Genomic DNA, 20,402 nt, shown 5'->3' with positions numbered 1-20,402 from the left:
CGAAGGAAGTCTTAACGTATATTCCCCCGAGAAGAAAGACGAGAAAGGTGCCTGGTGACTTATTCTAACCATGCCGCGTTATGATAGTAATGCGGCATGGTTAGAATAAGTCACCAGGCACCTTCTTTAGGCGGCTTTGTTGAATTTGGATTTGGGGAATGGGAGGTTGTTGTCGATGATTTCGTCCATGAAAAGCGGGATGTTCCCTGTGGCCTGGAGTTTTCCTTCCAGAGCTCCATCGGGACGACGAGTCAATCGAGACATTTCAAAGATCGGAACCACGTTGTATGAACCATCCGCATTAAATCCGCGCACTTCGCTGATTGCGGCAATGCGGCGAGATCCATCAGAAAAACGAGAAACTTGAATGATAATTTCGATGGCCGAAACCACCTGAGAGCGCAGCGCCTTCTCACTGATCTTCGCGTCGCCCCCTTGAGCCAGAGCCTCCAAACGCACAATCGCGTCCTCCGGAGTATTCGCATGGACCGTGCCCATACAACCCTTGTGGCCCGTATTCATCGCATTCAGAAGTTCCATCGCTTCACTCGAACGAACCTCCCCCACGATAATACGATCCGGGCGCAAACGCAGAGCACTCTTCAAAAGGTCTTTAATTGTGACTTCACCCTTACCACTTTGATCACCCTGGCGAGTTTCAAACATCACCACATGCTCGTAATCAACTTGTAGCTCGGAGGAGTCCTCAATCACCATCACACGCTGTCCCTTGGGGATGCGCGTACACAGCAAGGACAGCAAGGTCGTCTTACCCGAACCCGTCCCCCCACTCACGATGATGTTTTTTCCCAAGAACATGCAGATGTCCAAAAAGCGCGCGCCATCTTCAGTGATCGCGCCAAACTTAATGTAATCAGCAAAAGTAATTTTGTTATTTGTAAATTTACGAATGGACAACGTCGTGCCCTTGCGGGACATCGGAGGAATCACCGCCGCAATACGCGAACCATCCGGCAAACGCGCATCCAAACGAGGCGACTCATCGTCAATACGACGGCCCACGCTTTGTGCGATGCTGTTCACCGCCGCGCGCAAGTCATCTTCCGAGGGAAAGGTTTCAGCCACACGTTCAAGCTTTCCCTTTCTCTCTACGAAAATTTCTTTGTGTCCATTGACAAGAATCTCGGAGACGCCCTTGTCATCGAGGTACTTCAAAACAGGACCCAAATTCTGCTGAATGGTCTGTTTGAAAACGTTCGACTGATCCGACATGGGCTGCGCTCCCTCGATTTAGTTTGAAGCAGGTTTTCTGTCAGCAGAACCCGCGTCAGAATAGATGATAAACTTCCCCTGCACGGCCGTTTCCGGGCATTGATAAGAGAAGATGCCATCGGTTTTTGGAGTTACATAAAAAGTTTTTTGTTCCCCAAACACCGTATTATGGTGCTCAGAAAACGCATCCAAAACGAAACTGACGTTCTTTTCTTTTCCGTTCACGTTCACCACATGAATACGATAGTTGCTCCCCTTCTTCAGGCGAACTGTATCGGGCACAAAACCCTTATCCGTATTCATGATCACAATGTCTTGAGTGGGCTCTACCGACTCAAAAACTTTAGACAAAATACTTGCGGATTGATCCTCTTGAATACTTGCCGGCAAACGATCTTCGTTTTTGACTCGGTTGAACTCAACCTGTCGACGAGAGAAGTCCACTTCCCATGCCATCGCGGTTTGCGACACCAAAAGAATCAAGGCTATCTTAGTGCAACTCTGTGCGATCTTGGAACTCACAAAACTCACGCGCCACCTCCATTGCGATATAATTCACGGATCTTTGATCCATCATGTGGAGCTTCTGGATGAGTAGGTCTTTGTTCCCTTTGCATGCGTTGATTGTCTGAAACGCATCACTCAAGATTCCTGGCTGTGCCATCATCTCTTTCGTGATTTCGCTCCAATCCAATTTCAAAACAGGATCAATCGCACCTACGGTGTAGAGTGCATCAAACACTATTTGTAAATCGCCTTGAAGAAACATCGAATCCTCCTAATTGCTCCGGGCATCCAGCCCTCTCATGTTGTTTCTATCGGTAGGAGTTCGTGAGAACTTGAGTCAATTTGAGGCGATTTTTAAGGAGTTGAGGAGATCTATCGTTTGACGCTGGCCCTGGGTCGAAACGGACCAGGGCCCGGTCTGGTCGAGGGAATTTATTTCCCTGAAGAGGTCTTTTCTGCCGAACTTTCAGTCGCGGATCCCTGAGTCGCCTCAAGGGACTCCGCTTTTTCAATGTTTTGAGACAGGATCTTTTGTGCCAGTTCCGAAGGTGACACCGTCGACTTCATCGTACGAAGCTTTCGTTCGTTGACAGCTTCTTTTGAAACTTCAATCTGTGCATCCCGAATTCTTTCGACAATCTTCCTCTCAAACCCTTCGGATTTGATATAAGGTTTGACCTCTGCCAACAGATTTTCCAAGAAAATGACGTAAGTCATTTGCACCACTGGTTTAAAAGCGCGAGGATTCTTCAATGCGTTGATGGCTTCGTCAGTTAATTGACTGATCGTTTTTTCCCAGGACTCTAAATTATCCAAATTGGTCCGCAAAGGCGCCACCACTTTTTCAATCATGTCATCATCGTTGGGGCGAGAATAAACTGCCTGTAATGCTTCTTTAAGAGGCACGGCTTTTCCGCTCGCCGATTTTTTGGATTCTTTCACTTTGTCACTGACCAGTTTGTTCATCTGATCCAGATCCTTCAGTGCCAACTGTGAATAGTTAAACAACAAACCCGCTTGGGCTTGCATACAAAATACAAATGTAAACATTGTTAAAAGGAAATTTGCTTTTTTCATAAATCTCAGTTTAAAGACCTCCCTGAGCGAGACAAGGCCAGAATCGACCAGACCAAAGACTGGGATTTTTTCCTTCCCTCTAAACTGAAAATAATGTCAAATAAAGGGGCTCAAAACTTTAATAATCCATCTCGGAGGAAACATTGAAAGCACTTAAGTTTTTTGGAATTGGCGCGTTAGCACTTTCGCTTGTGAATTGTGCTCCATCTGCTAAGCAACTCAAAGAAGCCGTTGAAAAGGATCCTAGCATCGTTTTCGTCGCTATTGAAAAAGATCCAGAGCAATTTATTGAGGTCGTGAATAAAGCCGCTCAAAATGCTCAACGTAAAGCTCAAGAAAAGGCCGTTGCTGAAGAAGGTAAGAAGCGTGATGAAGAATTCGCCAATCCTTTGAAGCCAGTTGTTGAAGAAGGCCGCGTCATCTTTGGACCTAAAGACGCTAAAATTACAATCATCGAATACTCTGACTTTGAATGTCCTTATTGCGCTAAAGGTCACGCAACTGTTGATGAAGTGATGAAAGCGTACCCTAAAGATGTCCGCGTTGTTTACAAGCACTTGCCTTTGGATTTCCATCCTCTTGCAATGCCAGCCGCAAGATATTTTGAAGCGATTGCAATGCAAGACCATGCAAAAGCTGAGAAGTTCTATAACATCGTATTCGAAAACCAAGGCGATCTTCGCTCTAAAAAAGAAGGTGCTTTGAAAGACGCGGCCAAAAAAGTGGGCGCAGACATGAAGAAGCTTGAAAAAGATCTTAGCAGCGAAGCCATCACTAAGCGTATTGACGCTGACATGGAAGAAGCTCGTAAGTTCAACTTCTCTGGAACTCCTGGTTTCTTGATCAACGGTGTTTCTCTTCGTGGGGCTTACCCGTTCGCTGAGTTCAAAGACATCATTGAACGTCACCTTAAAGGTGGAAAATAGTCCTTAACATCGCTTGTTGGACTTTCCAAACCCACAGTTGCACAAACTGTGGGTTTTTTTATTGCCGCAAGTGCATTTTATTTGTGCCCTCATCTCAAGTCGAATACATTGAACCTAAACATCTCACAAAGGAACTCTATGAGCGCGCACGCAAAGTCTTTGATTCTCAAGGCTCAAGATGATCTAGATCTCGCAAAAAAACATCTCGATGATGAAAAGCAGCACGATTTGGTCGGCTACAACCTCGCGCAAGCCTGTGAAAAATATCTCAAAGCACTTTGTGACATGAGAGGTCTTGAGTACCCTGCCGATGAAGAGGGCCATGATCTGGATGCTCTGATGCAGGTCTTAGAGGAAAATAATTTTGCGGCCATCTCTTCCCACGCTGACATCATCGAGCTGACTCCCTACAACTCCACTAAGGCTCACATTCGCCCTGAAGATCGTTTGGATCTTGAAGAGTATGCGGGGTACGTGGAGAACCTGAAAAAACTCGTGGGTGAACAACTTCGTTTGCTTTAGATTACTTCGCGGCGGCATAAATCAAACTGCCGCCCTTGATCATGTTAATGACCTTATCCCGATGGGCCGTTGAAACTGCGGGACACCCCCAACTGCGGCCTTGAATCACACTGGAATCTTGCACATAGCTAGCCCCATGAACCACAATAGCCCTGGGCCGGGCATTGGAATTCGTCGCAGACAGTCCGTCGAGTTTCAAAGAGTATCCATTACTTCCCTGATACGTTTCTGCCGTTCGATAAAATCCGAGAGAGCTGGCATTCGATCCCGACACGTTACTGAACTTTTCAGCAAAACCATCATGATCGCTGTCTGAACCTTTCCCGTGAGCCACGTGAATGTTCCAAACACTTCCTGTGTTCATATTAATAAAATACCAACGCTTCTGAGTCGACTTCTGACTGAAATCAATCACCGACAAAACCGAAGGATTCTTCAGGCTGGTCTTATTTTTATGATAGTAAAGAATTGCCTCCTCTAAATGTTTCGTCGGCACAATGTGAGTGGGATCCACATAATCATACTTCTGAAGAATCGCCTCGCGTTCGCTCAACATCGGGGGCGTTGCGGGCTCCAAGGTCGGCACCTCTGGCGTCACCGATGGAAGTTCAGCACCCCCTTCCACTTCCTGAGAACCATTAGAACCTGAATTCTCAGGATTTGTAGCGCTCGGTTCATTTTGTGGCTCATCCGGCAATACGGGAGTGCCAGGTCCACAAGCCGCCAGGGTCAGTGTGGCGGCTGCGATAAACAAAAATTTCGAGAGTGAGAAAGACATCATGCCGATCCTCCGTGGTTTTCACAGAGGAAATCGGCTGCTCATTTTTAAAACTTAAAACTTTTTAGAACTGACTGAAGTCTCGACACGTTTCCGATGGAAACTGAATGTCTTCTAGACATTTTTCTTCTATTTCAACGAAGCGATATCAATCACAAACCGATAACGGACATCTCCCTTCAGCATGCGTTCATAGGCCTCGTTGATCTTCTGCACCGGAATCAATTCAATGTCCGAAGCCACACCTTTTTCAGCGCAGAAATCCAGCATCTCCTGCGTCTCTTTAATGCCTCCGATCAAAGAGCCCGCAAGACTTCTTCTGCCCATCACCAAGGGAAATGGATGGATCGGTTCAGGGCGCTCCGGAATACCCAAAAGAACCATCGCTCCGTCCCGCTTCACCAGCCCCAGGAAGCGATTTAAGTCCAAAGATGCGGAAACAGTGTTGATGATTAAATCAAAGTAGCGATTGTACTTTTTAAATGTCTCATCTTCCGACCCCAGCACATAGTGAGTCGCCCCTAAGCGATGAGCATCTTCTTTCTTTTTATTTGATGAGCTGATGACCGTGACTTCAGCACCCATAGCGGCTGCCAGCTTCACGGCCATGTGCCCTAGGCCCCCCAGCCCCATCACCGCTACTTTGCTACCGGGTCCGACCTTCCAATGGCGAAGAGGCGAGTACGTTGTGATTCCCGCGCACAACAGAGGAGCGGCTTTATCCAGAGGAAGTCGAGGAGAAATTTTTAAAACAAAATCTTCCTTCACGACAATCTTCGTCGAGTATCCACCTTGAGTTGGAGTTTTCCCATCGCGCTCTTTGGAGTTATAAGTTCCAACGAATCCTTTTTCACAGTATTGCTCCAGACCTTCCCCACAGGAGGCACACTCTTGGCAGGAATCCACCATACAGCCCACACCCACGGAGTCTCCCACTTTAAATTTCTTCACACGTGAACCCACTTGCGAAACTTTACCCACGATCTCATGCCCGGGAACCATCGGAAAAGTTGCGCCTCCCCACTCGTCACGCACCTGATGAAGATCGGAATGACAAACTCCGCAATAATGAATATCGATCATCACGTCATGGGGGCCCGGCTCTCGTCTTTCAAATTGATAGGGTTTCAAAGCTTCTTTCGCCTGATAGGCGGCATATGAATTTACAGTTGACATTGCTCACTCCCTTTTGCGAGCTACTATAACTCTTCATACCCGCTTGAGGAAGACTTTCAAATAACAAAGATTCAAACAATTTCCCTCTCAAAAAACAAAGCGTTCAGAAAACCCATCCCTTCCATCAAAAACAGACTTATTCTTTTCAAAAAAAGGAGATCCCTTATGAGAGTTCGAGAAATCATGCATCCCAAAGCCAAAGTCATCAACTTCGAACACACCGTCGAAGAGGCGGCTCGTATCATGGAGAGCGAAGACTGCGGCTCTATTCCCGTAGAAAAAAACGATAAAATGGTCGGCATGGTGACTGATCGTGATATCGCCATCCGCGTGGTTGCTCACGGAAAAGATCCACGCAAAACCAAAGTGCAAGAAATCATGAGTGAAGGTATTAACTATTGTTTTGAGGACGACGACCTCGAAGAGGTCAGCAAGAAGATGAGCGGAAAACAACATCGCCGTTTGCCGGTCGTCGATAAAAACAAACGCCTGGTCGGCATGGTCAGCCTTGGAGATATCGCCAGCCGAGGGGGCGACGCCAAGCTAACTCATAAAACACTTTCCAACGTCTCACACCACTAACAGGGAAAAGGTACGGCCTTAGGCCGTACCTTAAAGTTTTACCGGAAGTTTGGTTTCGGAAAGCTCAACGGCTTCGGGGCTTAAGTCCACAACCAACGGGGAAATCTTCAGTCCCTTTTGGAAAGCTTCGCGAAGAAGTCTTCCGTATTCGGGATCAATGTCATCCGCTGGGGCAAAGGTTCCACAATCATGACGCTGAACCGTGAACACCAATTCCACCGTGTGACCCTGCTCCATCAACATCATCAACTCACGAATGTGTTTTTGACCTCGCTCGGTCACGGCATCAGGAAATTTTGCGACGCCCTCTTCCGCCAACGTCACGTTTTTTACTTCGATGAAGTGCATCTTCTCACTGCCCTTTTTCTTCAAAGCAAAGTCCAATCGGGTTTCGGCGCTGATTTTGTATTCGGGTTTAATTTCGTCAAAGTGGGACCACTCAGAGAATGTACCCACAACTCCTGTGTGTCCCACCACCCGCTCAAGGGTTTCACGCACAATCGCATTCGGCGTGGAGGTATTCACTCCCACCCAAGCCCCCAGGGGCGACTTAATCATCTCCAAAGTGAACTTCAATTTTCGGTCGGGATTGTCACTCTCAGAAAAAAGACAATGCTGCCCGGGATTGTTAACACTCTTCAGGCTCCCCGTATTCGGGACATGAGCGGTGATCTGCTGCCCCCGCCACTCGATATCGGCAAAAAAACGTTTATAGCGCTTAAGGAAAATCCCTTCCTGCAACTTGTGAGAAAACTTCATAGGAACTCCATCAAAGGCCTTCAAATTAGACCTACTCCGTCAAATTTGTCGAAGAGTTTTGCTGGAACTCCGAATAAAGCAAAAGACCTGATATTTCTTGGTCTTTATGCGGGGCATAATCAAGTGCAAATGCTCTAGGGTGGGACTAGAAGGGAGTGTTCATAAAGGACGGTTCTATGTCGGTCAAAAAACCTCTCACTCCCAAGCCCTCTTGGCTCAAGGTGCGCGCCCCGCAAGGGGAAAGTTATACGCGTATCCGGGAAATGTTTGGTGATTTGAAACTGGCCACCGTCTGCCAAGAGGCCCGCTGCCCCAATATCGGCGAGTGTTGGTCTGGCGGAACTGCCACGATTATGATCATGGGCGAAGTCTGCACACGCGGCTGCCGTTTCTGCAATGTGAAGACCGGAAACCCCAAGGGAGCCTTGGACGCGTTTGAACCAGAAAAGGTCGCCTATTCAATCTCGCAGATGAATTTGCAGTACGTGGTCATCACAACCGTGGATCGCGACGATCTTCCCGACCAAGGGGCCGAGCATTTCTATCGCACCGTCACCACGATGAAAAAACTCTCTCCCAATTTGATTGTTGAAATTCTGGCCGGGGATTTCCGTGGAGAGCGCGATTTAGTCTATCGCCTTACCGACGCCCGTCCCGACGTGTATGCCCACAACATCGAAACCGTCGAGCGCCTGACTCCCAAGGTCCGCGATCCTCGAGCTGGCTACCGTCAATCCCTGCGTGTCCTGGAAATGGTCAAAGAACGCGATGCAACTCGTTACACAAAATCCTCTTTGATGTTAGGCCTTGGCGAAACCGACGAGGAGATCCTTCAATCCCTGAAAGATCTCCGAGAAGTTGGCTGCGACGTGGTGACATTCGGTCAGTACTTGCAACCCACGCCAAGACATCTCAAAGTGGAAGACTATGTCACTCCCGAAAAATTCGCCGAGTGGCAGAAAATCGCCGAAGACCTGGGCTTCTTATATGTCGCCTCCGGTCCTCTGGTCCGCAGCTCTTATCGTGCCGGTGAATTCTTTATGAAGGGAATCATCGAGAAACAAAGAGCCCGGGAATTGAATTTAAATATTTTAGAGACTCAACAAGGAAAGGAACTTTCTCAACATGGCAACTGACGTAAAACTGCCCGAACTTGGCGAAGGTGTTACAGAAGGTGAATTGGTAAAATGGTTGGTGAAACCCGGCGACTCTGTGAAAGCCGATCAACCCATCGCTGAAGTATTGACTGACAAAGCAACAGTTGAGGTTCCTTCTCCTGTTGCCGGTGTTGTAAAAGATTTGAAATTTAAATCCGGCGACGTTGTCAAAGTCGGCGCGACGATGATCACTTTGGATGGCGCAGGTGCGGCAGCATCAGCTCCGGCTCCGCAAGCGGCTAAACCAGCAGCCACGGCGGCGGCTCCCCAAACTTCCGCTCCGGCAACCGGCGGCGGAAAAGTTCAAGACATCAAACTTCCTGAATTGGGAGAAGGTGTTACTGAGGGTGAATTGGTAAAATGGTTGGTCAAATCTGGTGATGCCGTGAAAGCCGACCAAGCTATCGCGGAAGTCTTGACTGACAAAGCGACTGTTGAAGTTCCGACTCCTGTTTCTGGTGTCGTGAAAGAGTTGAAATTCAAATCTGGCGACGTGGTTAAAGTCGGATCTACAATGATCACTCTGGAAGGCGGCTCTGCCCCTGCGGCTCAAGCCCCAGCCGGTGCGCAACGAGAAGTTCCTGCTGCCGCTCATGCAAACTTTGCAGCGGCTCACTCAACGCCAGTACAAACAACATCTGCGGCAACCGTGGCAACGGGAGGCATTTTCCCTCCTGTGGCGGACTCTAAAGTTCTTGCGACCCCTGCGACTCGTCGTCTGGCTCGTGAAATGGGCGTCGACATCAATGCAGTCGGAGGCTCAGGTCTTGCGGGACGTGTGACTCGTGAAGATGTTCTTTCTACGAAAGGCGGAGCGCCAGCGGTTTCTGCCAAGGCTCCATCCGCTCCAGGCATGTCAATTCCTAAGCCCGCTTATCAGGGACCTGCAGGTGCGGCGGAAGAGCGTGTTCCGATGATTGGTATCCGTAAGAAGATTGCGGAAAACATGCAAAAATCAAAAACCATCATTCCTCACTTCACCATCATGGATGAAGCCAAAGTGGATGCGATGGTGGCTATGCGTGAATCCTTGAAGGAACATGCCGAGAAAAACGGAACGAAGATCACTTACCTTCCGATTGTGATGAAGGCTTTGATCGCGACGATTCGTGAATTCCCGATGTTCAACGCGTCTATTGACGATGCTGCGGGCGAAATCGTTTACAAAAAATATTTCAACCTCGGTTTTGCGGCTGACACTCCGAATGGACTTGTTGTTCCTGTGATTAAAAACGCAGATCAAAAATCCATCCTGGAAATCTCTAAAGAGATCTTGGATCTTTCCAAGCGCGCGCGTGACGGAAAGCTGAAGCCAGATGAGATGAAGGGCGCTACCATCACGGTAACCAACATTGGTTCTATCGGTGGCACTTACGCGACTCCTGTGATCAATCACCCTGAAGTGGCGATCTTGGGAATGTACAAAATCGATGAAAAGCCTGTTATCAAAAACGGTCAATTGGCAGCGATCAAAGTCATGAATTACACAATGACAGCAGATCACCGTTTGATTGATGGCGCGATCGCGGCTCGCTTCTTGGCCGCCTTCATCGCCCGCATTGAAAATCCTGGTAAACTTTTGGTGGAGTTAATCTAATGCAGAATTTTGACGTTGTCGTAATTGGTGCGGGTCCTGGCGGTTATGTGGCTGCCATCCGCGCGGCTCAACTTGGTTTTAAAACAGCAGTCGTTGAAAGAGAATTTTTAGGCGGTGTTTGCTTGAACGTGGGATGTATTCCTTCAAAGGCAATGATCACGGCCACTCACCTTTTACATAAGGCTCAGCATAACTTCAAAGATATGGGCTTGATGATCAAAGGCGGAATCGACGTTGACATGAAACAGCTTGTAAAGTGGAAACAATCTGTCAGCGATAAGATGTCTAGCGGCGTGAATCAGCTTTTGAAAGGCTATGGCGTTACCATCATCAAGGGTGAAGCGGAGTTTAAGAACTCTAAAGAAATCTCTGTGAAATCTTCTGCTGGCAATGACTCTGTTCAAGCGAAGTACTTTATCGTTGCGACGGGTTCTCGTCCAATTGAGATTCCTGGTTTTAAATTTGATGAAAAAGACATCTGCTCTTCAACAGGGGCCTTGGCTTTTGATTCAATCCCTAAGCGTGTTGCCGTTATTGGTGGCGGTTACATTGGTCTTGAGATTTCTTCTTACCTCAGAAAACTGGGCACCGAAGTGACTGTAATCGAAGCTCAGTCTTCTTTGCTTGCGGGTGTGGTGGATCCAGATTGCGCGCAGATTGTTGTCCGTAAACTCAACAAAGCGGGCGTCAATATCCTTTACGGAGCAAAGGCCAAGGGGCAAAAGAAAGTCAAAGACGGTTACGAAGTGACTGTGGAGATCAACGGCAAAGATGAAGTCGTAAAATGCGATAAAATTCTTGTGACTGTCGGTCGTCGTCCCAACGGAGACCAAGCCAACCTCAAAGCGGCGGGTATTGCCGTTGATGAGCGTGGCTTTGTAAAAGTGGATGCTCAGCGCAGAACCAATGTTCCCAATATCTTCGCGATCGGCGATATCTGTGGTCAGCCGATGTTGGCCCACAAAGCTTCTCATGAAGGCGTCTTGGTGGCAGAAGTGCTTGCGGGGCAAAATCGCGTGTATGACGCGAAAACCGTTCCTGCTGTGGTTTTCACTGATCCAGAAATCGCTTCGGCCGGCATGACAGAAGCTGAAGCGAAGGCCAAGGGTTACAATGATCTTCTGATCGGCAAGTTCCCCTTTGGAGCCAATGGTCGCGCCGTGAGCATGATGGAAACAGATGGCTTCGTGAAGATGATTGCCGACAAAAAGACTCATGTTCTTTTGGGCGTTCATATCGTGGGACCTGAGGCTTCCAACTTGATCTCTGAGGCCGTGTTGGCCATTGAAATGGGTGCTCGCATTGAAGACCTCGCACTTTCTATCCATCCTCATCCGACTTTGGGTGAAGCGATGATGGAAGCGGCGGAGGCTACTTTGGGTCACGCCATTCACATCATCCAAAAGCCTCTGCACAAATAGCTTTTGGAAGGACTTGATAAGAATTTAAAAATGGAGGGGACACCCTCCATTTTTTTTGGTGTCACTTTGGTTCGGCACTTTTTATGCATACTTCTTGGGTAAAAAAGATTTTATAGTCACAATGACACCTAATTACGGGGGAAAAATGAAAAACATCTTTATGGCCTTCTTGTTGGTGTGCGGTTTGGCACCATTGGCGCACGCCGACATCAATGACAATATGGATAACGCGGAAACATCTTACATCCGTCCCGGTCCTCGCCCGGCACCTTATCCAGGGAATCCCAATCCAGGTCGCCCTGATCCTTATCCTGGAAATCCGGGGCCTCGTCCTCGTCCCAATCCTGGCTATCCACCGCCACCACCTCCTGCGTATCGCTATGAGTATTTAAGCTGCAGTTCTTACAACTACCGCTATAACGAGTGCTATTTCAGCCCGTATGGAGTGGCGGAAGTTCGTATTTACAGTCAGCATTCCTACGAAGCCTGCATCTGGGGAAGAACTGCTGGGGTTTACAATGATCGCATCTGGGTTGATCGCGGTTGTTCAGCGACGTTTGAAATCATTCGTTACTAATCCCAAGAAATTTTTACCAGCTATAAAAAGAGCCTGCGACCCTATCGCGGGCTCTTTTCTTTTCAAATCCTCTTAATCCTGCCCATCGACAAACCTCTTAATTCTCAACTCGCTTTCATCTTCAATGCTCTTTCATTTAGACGCAAAAAACAGCGAAAGGTTGTGCCTCGTACAGAGGTTCGGTATCTCAGCGTTTCTAACTAAAAGGAGTTCTCTAATGAACAAGCTCATCGCAGCCCTGCTCTTGACTGTTTCGGCCGTTGCCGCTCATGCAGAAACTTTGACTATCTATACAGATCGTCCCACCGCTCGCCTTCAACCTCTTGCCGATCAGTTTAAAGCTCAAACCGGAACTGAGATCATCATTGTAGAAAAGCCTTACGCTGAAATCGTCGCACAGGTGACAGCGGAAGGAGAAAACACTCCTGCGGACCTGATCTTCACAAAAGATTTGGTTTTTCTTTCTGATTTGACTCAAAAAGGTCTTCTTCAACCTCTGACGAGCATGGCGGTTAAATCTCGCGTGGCTCCGGCTATGAAAGATCAAAACGATCACTGGGTGGCTGTCACTTACAGAGCTCGCACTTTGGTTTATGATTCTTCTCGCGTAAAACCTTCTGAAATTTCCAGCTACGAAGATTTGGCAGCTCCTCAATGGGCGGGTCGTGTTTGTCTTAGAACTTCCAAAGGGACTTACAACGTAGCTTTGATCGCAAGCCTGGTTCACCACAAAGGCGAAGCGGCTGCAAAAGATCTTATGGCAGGCATTCTGGATAACCTTGCATCTGACGTCTTCCCTAACGACATTGCGATGATGACCGCGATGGCGAATGGTGTCTGTGACGTAGGTATTTCTAATACTTATTACCTGGCGCAAATGTTGGTTCAAAATCCGAATTTTCCTGTGAAGCCTCTGTTTGCAAATCAAGATAGCACCGGAGTTCATGTGAACGGTTCTGGTATCGGTGTTGTGACTTACTCTAAGAAAGCCGCACTTGCACAGGAGTTCATCTCCTTGATGTTACAAGAACCCGCGCAGCTTCACCTGTCTTCCAGCCACTTGGAATATCCTGCGGCTCTTGGTGTGACTCCAAACACATTGATTAAAGACTGGGGCACCTTCAAAGCGGACGCAACCAACTGGTCTGTGATCGGCGAACAGGTTCCGGCCGCGAACCGTATCATCAAGGAACTTGACTACAAATAATCATGAACAAGTTTTATTTCACACTTCTGCTAGTTTCCTCCTTCGGCCTGTTCGCTCAGGCCGAAGACGTTTCTGAGATCTCGACAAAAATGTCCGAGCTGGGGCCTGTTAAAATCATCGGAAGTTCCGAAGAGGAACTGCTTCAGCCCAATTCAGCTCACTTCATTGACAAACAAAAGCTGGAGCAACAACAGCAAAGTGACGTCAATCGTGTTCTGAAACAAGTTCCTGGCGTCTATGTACAGGAAGAAGATGGTTTTGGTCTTAGACCTAATATTGGATTGCGCGGAACTCATCCTCACCGCAGCCGTAAGGTTGTGATCCTGGAAGACGGCATTTTGATTGGACCCGCTCCGTACTCGGCTCCTGCCGCCTATTACACCCCGTTCATGAGCAAGATCGAATCCTTGGAAGTTTTTAAGGGCGTGGCTTCTGTTCCTTTCGGTCCGAATTCTATCGGGGGAGCGATCAACTATATCACGCGCAGTCTTCCCAAAGAAAATCGCGCCGAAATGGAAGTCGCCGGCGGAACTTATGATACACAAAAATATCGCGCCAACTTAGGCCGTGTCTGGGAGCAAGGAAGTGTTCTTCTTGAGGGAACTCACTTGCAAACGAATGGCTTCAAAAAACTCGACACCTCTAAGGACACGGGATTTTCCAAAAATGATTTCCTTTTCAAAGGAGAGCAGCGCCTTTCCGGGGAACGTCGTCACTCTTTAGAATGGAAAATCGGCTATGGCACCGAGCTTTCTGACGAAACATATTTAGGCTTAACTCAAGACGATTTTTATAGTTCACCTTTTCGTCGTTACGCCGCTTCTGAAAATGACTTGATGGATTGGCAGCACGAACAGTATCAACTGACCTATAAAACTCAAGCCCAAGAAAACTGGGGCTTTTGGGGAACGGCTTATCACAATAAGTTTCATCGCAACTGGTCGCGCTTTAATAACTTTAGAAACACCTCGATTGATGTGAACTCTGTTTTAAGAGATCCCCAACAAGGAGCAAATAAACTTTATTATGATGTGATCACGGGGAAGGCAGATTCTTCCAGTGTTGGCGCTGACGCCGATATCGTTTTGACCAACAACGATCGTTATTTCTATAGCCAAGGAGTGCAAGTCGGATCTTTTTCATATCACTCTTTTAACGAGTGGACTCATCAAGTGAGCTTGGGACTTCGCCTTCACCAAGATCAGATCCGTCGCAACCACACGGAAGATATTTTCTCGATGACCAACAAGAGTTTGGTTCGCACGGCCGATGCCCGTAAGGACACCGCTCTGAATAAAGACTTCACTCAAGCCCTCAGCCTTTCGGCCACTGATGAAATTCTTTGGAACGCGTGGAAGCTGACTTTGTCGGGTCGTTATGAAAACGTGAACTATGACTCCAACAACGAACTCACCTCCAAAGCCACCAGTGGCAATGAAAATGTTTTCGTTCCAGGAATGGGGGCTCTTTATCAATTCAATGAACGCTGGTCCGCTCTTGGTGGGATCAACCGCGGTGTCACAATTGTAGGACCAGGGCAAACCCAAAGCGAAAAACCAGAAGAGAGCATCAACTACGAGACGGGAGTTCGTTACTCCAATCCGGATCACGAATTTTTTGCCGAAGGCATTGCCTTCGTCGCGGATTATCAAAACATCAAAGGAACTTGCTCTTTTTCTTCCGGCTGCACGGGTTCCACCTTGGATCAGGAATTTGACGGGGGCAAGGCGATGATTCGCGGTCTGGAGACTCGTTTTGCCAAAGGATTTTTGTGGGGAGCGGTTTACATTCCTGTGAGTTTAAATGTGACGGTGACCAAAGCGGAGTTTGCCGCAGACTCTTACACGACAAATCCAGAATGGGGTCATGGTGATATCAAGTCTGGAGATCCTCTTCCTTACGTGCCTGAAGCCCAATACAGTCTTGGTGTGGGTACTCAATACAAAAAGTACTCTCAAGAAGTGATTCTGTCGTGGACCGGAAAAATGTATGACCAAACGGTCGCAAAAGATCGACAGGAAATCCCCGCTTACGGCGTGGTTGATTGGACCATGAAGTACCAATATCTTCCGCAAGGCTCGGTTTATGCGCGAGTGGATAATATTTTGGACAATGACTATCTGGTCTCTTTAAGACCTTTTGGGGCCCGCCCCGGGAAAGCACGCAGTTTCCTCGTCGGCGTGAAACATACTTTTTAGAGTTCCCATGTAAATCACCGGCTATTCAACGTACGCAAGAATTCGAATCTTCACGTTAATAGCCGCGGCATTCCCATCTCCTAGCCGCATATCAAATCGTTTGTTGGCTTTAAGAGGAATCATCACAAAGGCATGATAACCATATCTGACGGCGGTGCCTGATTCATTCTGTCCATCGTGGGAAAGAATCACGTAGTCCCCCGCTGTTGCCGCATCGTTAGAGTCAAAGTAAAGATCCGAACCACTCGCACGCCGTTGACTCCACGTTGTCCCCGCAGCGGGAAGTGACTTACCAAACGAGCAGGTAAAGTGATCGTCTGCTCCTGAGGAAATATAAACATTGGCCATCACAAAAGTGGCGTTCGTCGCATCCAAGCCCAGATTCACATCTGTGTACGTTCCATTTCCCGTCACTGATTGTTTGATGGTGTAGGAGTAAGGTCTAAAGACCCCTTGATAGCTTGACGCCTTGACCGCGCCATTGACTTCAAGCTGTGCTGTGGGATTGGCGGTGCCAATCCCCACGTTGCCAGAACTCACCGCTATCGGGCTGTTGTTTAAGGCCGTCGAACTTGTCCAAACAGGAACATAATTGGGGGTACCACTGCCCGAGTTTGCGATGGTCGTTCCCGCGCCCGCCCACTCGACAAACACAAAACCTGGGGCTCCAGGAGATCCTCCCGTAGCCGTTCCGCCAGCGCCGACCGTGACTGTATAACTTGTTCCCGGAGTCACAACAAGGTCCGCAATTGCCAAGCCCCCGTTTCCTCCAGTTTGTCCCGTGCCGTCAACAGGATCTGAGTTGGATTGATATGTCGGGCGACCCGGTCCGCCTTGCGCTCCTCCGCCTTTGATCGAAACATCACCACCACTGCCAACACCGTGCAGGTTTCCATCTCTATCAAGTCCCCAGTCTCCGCGCGCGCCACCCAAACCACCGCTGGCCTGAACAGTGCCAAAACCGCTGTTCCCGCCATTGCCACCGTTGGTGCCAGTGTATTCACCACCACCACCGCCGCCTCCGGCCACATGCACGCGGATTTTATTAACATCCGCAGGCACCACGAAAGTGTAAGTGCCGGGAGTGGTGTAGTACTGACGACTGGTTAAAGCATTTCCATAATTTGAAGGTATCCAGGCGCTGCCATTATAATACTCGATAGCACCCGTTCCCGAGTTAAAGCGCACTGCTCCCGCGACGGGGGAGGTCGTCGGAATCATGGATGCGGGAATACGGGCACTGCCATCCAGCTCGACAAGATCTCCAGCGGATGTCCCAAAGTTTTTCGTCGCCGCCGTTCCTAAACCGGTGACTTGAGTATTCGCTATTGCAATGTTCGAACAAGAAAACGTATCAGTGATTGCACTCCAAGTTAAAGTCTTATCCGCTGTCGCACATGAGCTGGGCATTTGCAGATTACCCGTCACTGTCGAGCGCAGTTGGCCAAAACCAAAATACTGTACATTCCACTGAGCGCCTGATGAAACCAATGTCTGTCCCGCCAACGGAGTGGTCGAAGACACATTGAATCCTTGAATTTTTTCAACCTTCGTACTGGAGGTCCCTGACGTTGACGTCACATCTCCTGAAAGATTGGGAATATCGCCTGAAGATAAATTCGCACCCGAGGTCACAAGTCCTTTCGCACTCACCGTGACTTTGGAATAGGTTCCTGCCGCAACAGAATCCGTCAAAGAAATGACCGGGGCCGATCCACCCGAACTTTGTAACGGAGCGGTTGTTCCCACAGAAGTCAAAGTTCCTGTCGTTGGTGTCATCCAAGAAAGAACTCCAGAGCCCATATTCGTTAAAACTTGTCCCGCAGAGCCCGCGTTGTCGGGCAAAGAAAGACTGAGATCCGTTGTCAAACCCGCCGGAGCTTTGAGTTCGACAAAATTTGCTCCCTGATACAGGCGCAGACCATTGGAGGTTTGAATCAAACCACTGGTGTTAATGGCCGTCGTGCCACCGATGGTCCCCGATGTGATCGCACTGCCAGAAACTTTTCCCGCCATAGAAATGGTGGCTAGTTTAGAGTCAGCAATTGCGGCCCCTGTGGCAATGTCGGCGTCGACAATGGTTCCATCAGCGATTTTCACCGACGTCACAGCTCCGTCAAAAAGTTTGGCTGTTGTTATTGCGTTGTTATTGATCGTCACCGTGGCCGTGGGGCTTCCCGTCGAAGAGACCTCTCCGGTAAGACTGGTTAAGGCCCCACTGGTTCCCAAGTCATCTCCAGGGGCCCACTTCGTGCCGTCATATTTAAGAATTTTCCCTGGGCCCACACCAGTCATGTCAACAGCAACACCTTTGATCTTATCAACACGGGTCGTGCTTTGAGTGCCCGAGATATCGCCACTTAAAAGTCCCGTAAAACCTGTGGCACTTCCCGAAATATTTCCAATCACATTGCCGCCCGAGATACTGGGCGTCGCGCACTCAAAAGTTCCTACAGGAGCGATATGGCGCAGATATTGACCGCCACCACAAAGAGGAACTGTCGTTTTCAAAAGAAATTCCGAGGCCGTGTAGGCGCCTAAAGTTTTCGCCGTCTGTGCGATACGAGCATGTCCGGCAAAAGGCACCGAACGAATTTCATTGTCAGGTGTGATCAACTTCCAGCCCGTGCCGTCATGAAATTGCACTCGCAAAAGACGTTTGTCGTCAGCCACGGGAGAGTAAGTGCTTCCCCCTTCGCAGTTGAAGGTGATACTGTTATCAAAACTATCAAAAAGTTTAAAGCTAGAATCTGCAGGAAAATTCTTAGTCCCCGTTCCAATGGGAACATCAAAAACCCCCGAAGAGTTTCTCATGTCGATCGCCCCTGAAGTTTCACGATAGAGCGTGCAGGTTCCTGCCGGGTTCATGATAGAGAATTCAAAAAGAACCCCATTGGCTTCGAGAGGATCTCCTTGAGAGTTTTTGATTCGACCTTGATACGTCAAAGTGCCCGGCACCGCCAAAGCAAGAGGCGCTCCAACAAGGAGCAGAACTGAATATAAAAGGACGTTCAAGATATTCATTAAAGTCTTTATCGGCATCTTTTCACCAGGACTTGATGAAATGCGAGTGACAGAATCATTCTAATTTTAATTGAACGGAATCCAATAAACAGCGTCCGGCGCACAACTATAAGTCGTGGTGACTTTCCAGTAATCATTTTTGCGAACGGGGATCGTCGCACCCGCCTGACTCCCGCCGCTGGTAAAAGCCTTCCCTTTAATTCTTTCGACAGTCGGAGGATTGCTGGCATCCGAATAAACTGAATAATAGCCATAAGAACAACCGGACGGATTGACGACTACAAATCCATCCGTTGCCGCCTGATAAACAACGTCAGATGATTTTGCTTCCCAGGCGCCCAACGACTTTGTTGCTCCTCCGGCCATCGACACCCAGGTCGTGGCATTACAATACTCCATCAGCTTTGTTGTACTATTGTATCTCATTGCACCTTCATTGGTGGCCGAACATCCCGTGGAAGTATTTCCCACTCGCACTTCCCCCGAGACATCCAAAGCCGTGCGTGGATTATTTGTACCCACTCCCACGTTCCCGCTGGAATAATAGATTTTCCCCGCTCCTCCATCTTGCCAAAACGTGGCGGATGAAGGAAGTCGAGCGGCCGCGATCGTTCCCGCTGTCAAAACTCCCGCATCCAAACCAGCGATGTTTTGACACTCAATTTTGTCGGTGATCGACGACCAATTCAGAGTCTGAGCCGCCGTACAGGAGGCCACATTAAAAGCACTTCCACCCGTGGCATTGACTAATTCTCCCAATTTTAAAGCCGCTGCGGTCCAGTTCGTGCCATCATACTTTAAGACTTGCCCCGAAGTCGTTGGATTCGACGCAACGGTTTTGCCTTTTATTTTATCGACAGAAAGGGAGTTGTAGGAGCCACTCACATCTCCGGCAAAGGTTGTTGCCGTGCTCAACTTGGCATTGAAGGTTGTCCAATCTGCAGCGGAAAGATAGCCATTTGTCGAACCGTTGGCTTGAGAAATCGAGAGTGTCGGCGTAGTTCCTCCGCTCGAAGACAGCGGGGCCGATGCGGAAACGGCCGTCACGGTCCCACCGGCATTGCTATCCACTCCGCATTCCCAGCGGGCTTGGGCCGCATTCCATTTTAGGACCTGCTGATCAGAGCAGGCCACATTGCTGGGTTTATAAGAAAAGTATTTTCCGCCACCACTGGTAATTTTATCGATGGCAAGACTTGAAATCATGCTGTCAGAAAAAGTTCCGGACGTAATCTGACTCGCACTGAGGGCGATCGTGTTACACGTAAATGCATCGGTCACCGCACTCCAGTTCAAAGTCTGATTCACCGGACAACTGGTGGGAAATTGTGTCGTTCCCAAGGAATTTTTTAATTCAAAAGCATTCACTGCCCCGGGAACCCATGCAGAGCCATTCCATTTCAAAACCTGTCCCGCGCCTCCTAAAGGTAAAGCGGCTTGCTTGGAGTTGAACACTTCATAATCTGCTTTGGAAAGAAGACCCGCCGTCACTCCGTTGGTCGCAGCCAAAGGAAGATGTAAGGTATGAGTGCCACTGCCGTCGTGAATCCAGTTGGGTGAAGTTCCGGCACTTCCTAGCTGTAGCAAGTGCGTGGAACTCATATCTCCAGACAAAGACTGAATTCCCCCTCCACTGACTCCCATCTGATCGGTCACACAAA

General features: G+C 48.6%; 17 protein-coding genes and 1 pseudogene. 9 read left to right on the top strand and 9 right to left on the bottom strand.

Translation table 11 applies throughout. The features are described from left to right. Positions 1-126 precede the first annotated feature (126 nt). The 4 genes from ACM64D_RS00090 to ACM64D_RS00075 all read right to left on the bottom strand — a co-directional run bounded on the left by ACM64D_RS00090 (position 127) and on the right by ACM64D_RS00075 (position 2,817). Positions 127-1,233 (bottom strand): CpaF family protein, encoded by a 1,107-nt coding sequence (locus tag ACM64D_RS00090; RefSeq protein ID WP_415061137.1) that lies wholly within the window; start codon positions 1,231-1,233, stop codon positions 127-129. An 18-nt stretch (positions 1,234-1,251) separates the two neighbouring features. After that, entirely contained in the window at positions 1,252-1,764 is a 513-nt protein-coding gene (locus ACM64D_RS00085; protein ID WP_415061136.1) for a cupredoxin domain-containing protein, read from the bottom strand. Next, positions 1,724-2,002, bottom strand: a complete 279-nt coding sequence (locus tag ACM64D_RS00080) for a cytochrome (RefSeq protein ID WP_415061135.1) — start codon at positions 2,000-2,002, stop codon at positions 1,724-1,726. The genes ACM64D_RS00085 and ACM64D_RS00080 overlap by 41 nt, the downstream gene beginning before the upstream one ends. Before the next feature lie 170 nt (positions 2,003-2,172). Beyond that, positions 2,173-2,817, bottom strand: coding sequence for a hypothetical protein (locus ACM64D_RS00075; RefSeq protein WP_415061134.1), 645 nt, complete (start codon positions 2,815-2,817; stop codon positions 2,173-2,175). A gap of 143 nt (positions 2,818-2,960) precedes the next feature. Here ACM64D_RS00075 and ACM64D_RS00070 point away from each other — a divergent pair, with 143 nt between their 5' ends. Next, positions 2,961-3,743, top strand: coding sequence for a DsbA family protein (locus ACM64D_RS00070; RefSeq protein WP_415061133.1), 783 nt, complete (start codon positions 2,961-2,963; stop codon positions 3,741-3,743). A 138-nt stretch (positions 3,744-3,881) separates the two neighbouring features. Next, on the top strand, positions 3,882-4,265 hold the full coding sequence (locus ACM64D_RS00065; RefSeq protein ID WP_415061132.1) for a HEPN domain-containing protein: 384 nt from the start codon (positions 3,882-3,884) through the stop codon (positions 4,263-4,265). Position 4,266: 1 nt separating this feature from the next. On the opposite strand, the gene ACM64D_RS00060 is transcribed toward ACM64D_RS00065, so the two are convergent. Both ACM64D_RS00060 and ACM64D_RS00055 read right to left on the bottom strand, forming a co-directional pair. After that, positions 4,267-5,046, bottom strand: coding sequence for a murein L,D-transpeptidase catalytic domain family protein (locus ACM64D_RS00060; RefSeq protein WP_415061131.1), 780 nt, complete (start codon positions 5,044-5,046; stop codon positions 4,267-4,269). A 126-nt stretch (positions 5,047-5,172) separates the two neighbouring features. Further along, a complete protein-coding gene (locus ACM64D_RS00055) occupies positions 5,173-6,219 on the bottom strand; it encodes an NAD(P)-dependent alcohol dehydrogenase (RefSeq protein WP_415061130.1) in 1,047 nt (348 codons plus the stop codon). A gap of 165 nt (positions 6,220-6,384) precedes the next feature. On the opposite strand from ACM64D_RS00055, the gene ACM64D_RS00050 reads away from it, so the two are divergent. After that, positions 6,385-6,801 (top strand): CBS domain-containing protein, encoded by a 417-nt coding sequence (locus ACM64D_RS00050; protein ID WP_415061129.1) that lies wholly within the window; start codon positions 6,385-6,387, stop codon positions 6,799-6,801. Positions 6,802-6,831: 30 nt separating this feature from the next. Here ACM64D_RS00050 and sfsA read toward each other — a convergent pair whose 3' ends face one another. Next, positions 6,832-7,560 carry a DNA/RNA nuclease SfsA gene (gene sfsA, locus ACM64D_RS00045; RefSeq protein ID WP_415061128.1) on the bottom strand — a complete coding sequence of 243 codons (729 nt, stop codon included), beginning with the start codon at positions 7,558-7,560 and terminating at the stop codon, positions 6,832-6,834. Positions 7,561-7,736: 176 nt separating this feature from the next. Here sfsA and lipA point away from each other — a divergent pair, with 176 nt between their 5' ends. The 6 genes from lipA (at position 7,737) to ACM64D_RS00015 (ending at position 15,717) form a co-directional block, all read left to right on the top strand. Then, positions 7,737-8,696: a lipoyl synthase gene (gene lipA / locus ACM64D_RS00040; RefSeq protein WP_415061127.1), complete on the top strand. Its 960-nt coding sequence runs from the start codon at positions 7,737-7,739 to the stop codon at positions 8,694-8,696. After that, positions 8,686-10,314, top strand: coding sequence for a 2-oxo acid dehydrogenase subunit E2 (locus ACM64D_RS00035; RefSeq protein ID WP_415061126.1), 1,629 nt, complete (start codon positions 8,686-8,688; stop codon positions 10,312-10,314). Before lipA ends, ACM64D_RS00035 begins: the two co-directional genes overlap by 11 nt. After that, positions 10,314-11,735 (top strand): dihydrolipoyl dehydrogenase, encoded by a 1,422-nt coding sequence (gene lpdA / locus ACM64D_RS00030; RefSeq protein ID WP_415061125.1) that lies wholly within the window; start codon positions 10,314-10,316, stop codon positions 11,733-11,735. Before ACM64D_RS00035 ends, lpdA begins: the two co-directional genes overlap by 1 nt. Positions 11,736-11,880: 145 nt before the next feature. Then, entirely contained in the window at positions 11,881-12,312 is a 432-nt protein-coding gene (locus tag ACM64D_RS00025) for a DUF3011 domain-containing protein (protein ID WP_415061124.1), read from the top strand. Between the two features lie 217 nt (positions 12,313-12,529). Beyond that, positions 12,530-13,519, top strand: a complete 990-nt coding sequence (locus ACM64D_RS00020) for an extracellular solute-binding protein (protein ID WP_415061123.1) — start codon at positions 12,530-12,532, stop codon at positions 13,517-13,519. Positions 13,520-13,521: 2 nt separating this feature from the next. Then, a complete protein-coding gene (locus ACM64D_RS00015) occupies positions 13,522-15,717 on the top strand; it encodes a TonB-dependent receptor family protein (protein WP_415061122.1) in 2,196 nt (731 codons plus the stop codon). A gap of 21 nt (positions 15,718-15,738) precedes the next feature. Here the strand turns inward: ACM64D_RS00015 and ACM64D_RS00010 are convergent, their stop codons facing one another. Then, on the bottom strand, positions 15,739-18,741 hold the full coding sequence (locus ACM64D_RS00010; RefSeq protein ID WP_415061121.1) for a cell wall anchor protein: 3,003 nt from the start codon (positions 18,739-18,741) through the stop codon (positions 15,739-15,741). A 66-nt stretch (positions 18,742-18,807) separates the two neighbouring features. Next, positions 18,808-20,402: pseudogene (locus ACM64D_RS00005) on the bottom strand (hypothetical protein); the annotation flags it as partial.

It is taken from the genome of Bdellovibrio sp., assembly GCF_047637665.1.
Taxonomy (GTDB): domain Bacteria; phylum Bdellovibrionota; class Bdellovibrionia; order Bdellovibrionales; family Bdellovibrionaceae; genus Bdellovibrio.
Note: the sequence above shows the minus strand (reverse complement) of the source record. Positions and strands in the feature narration are given on the sequence as shown.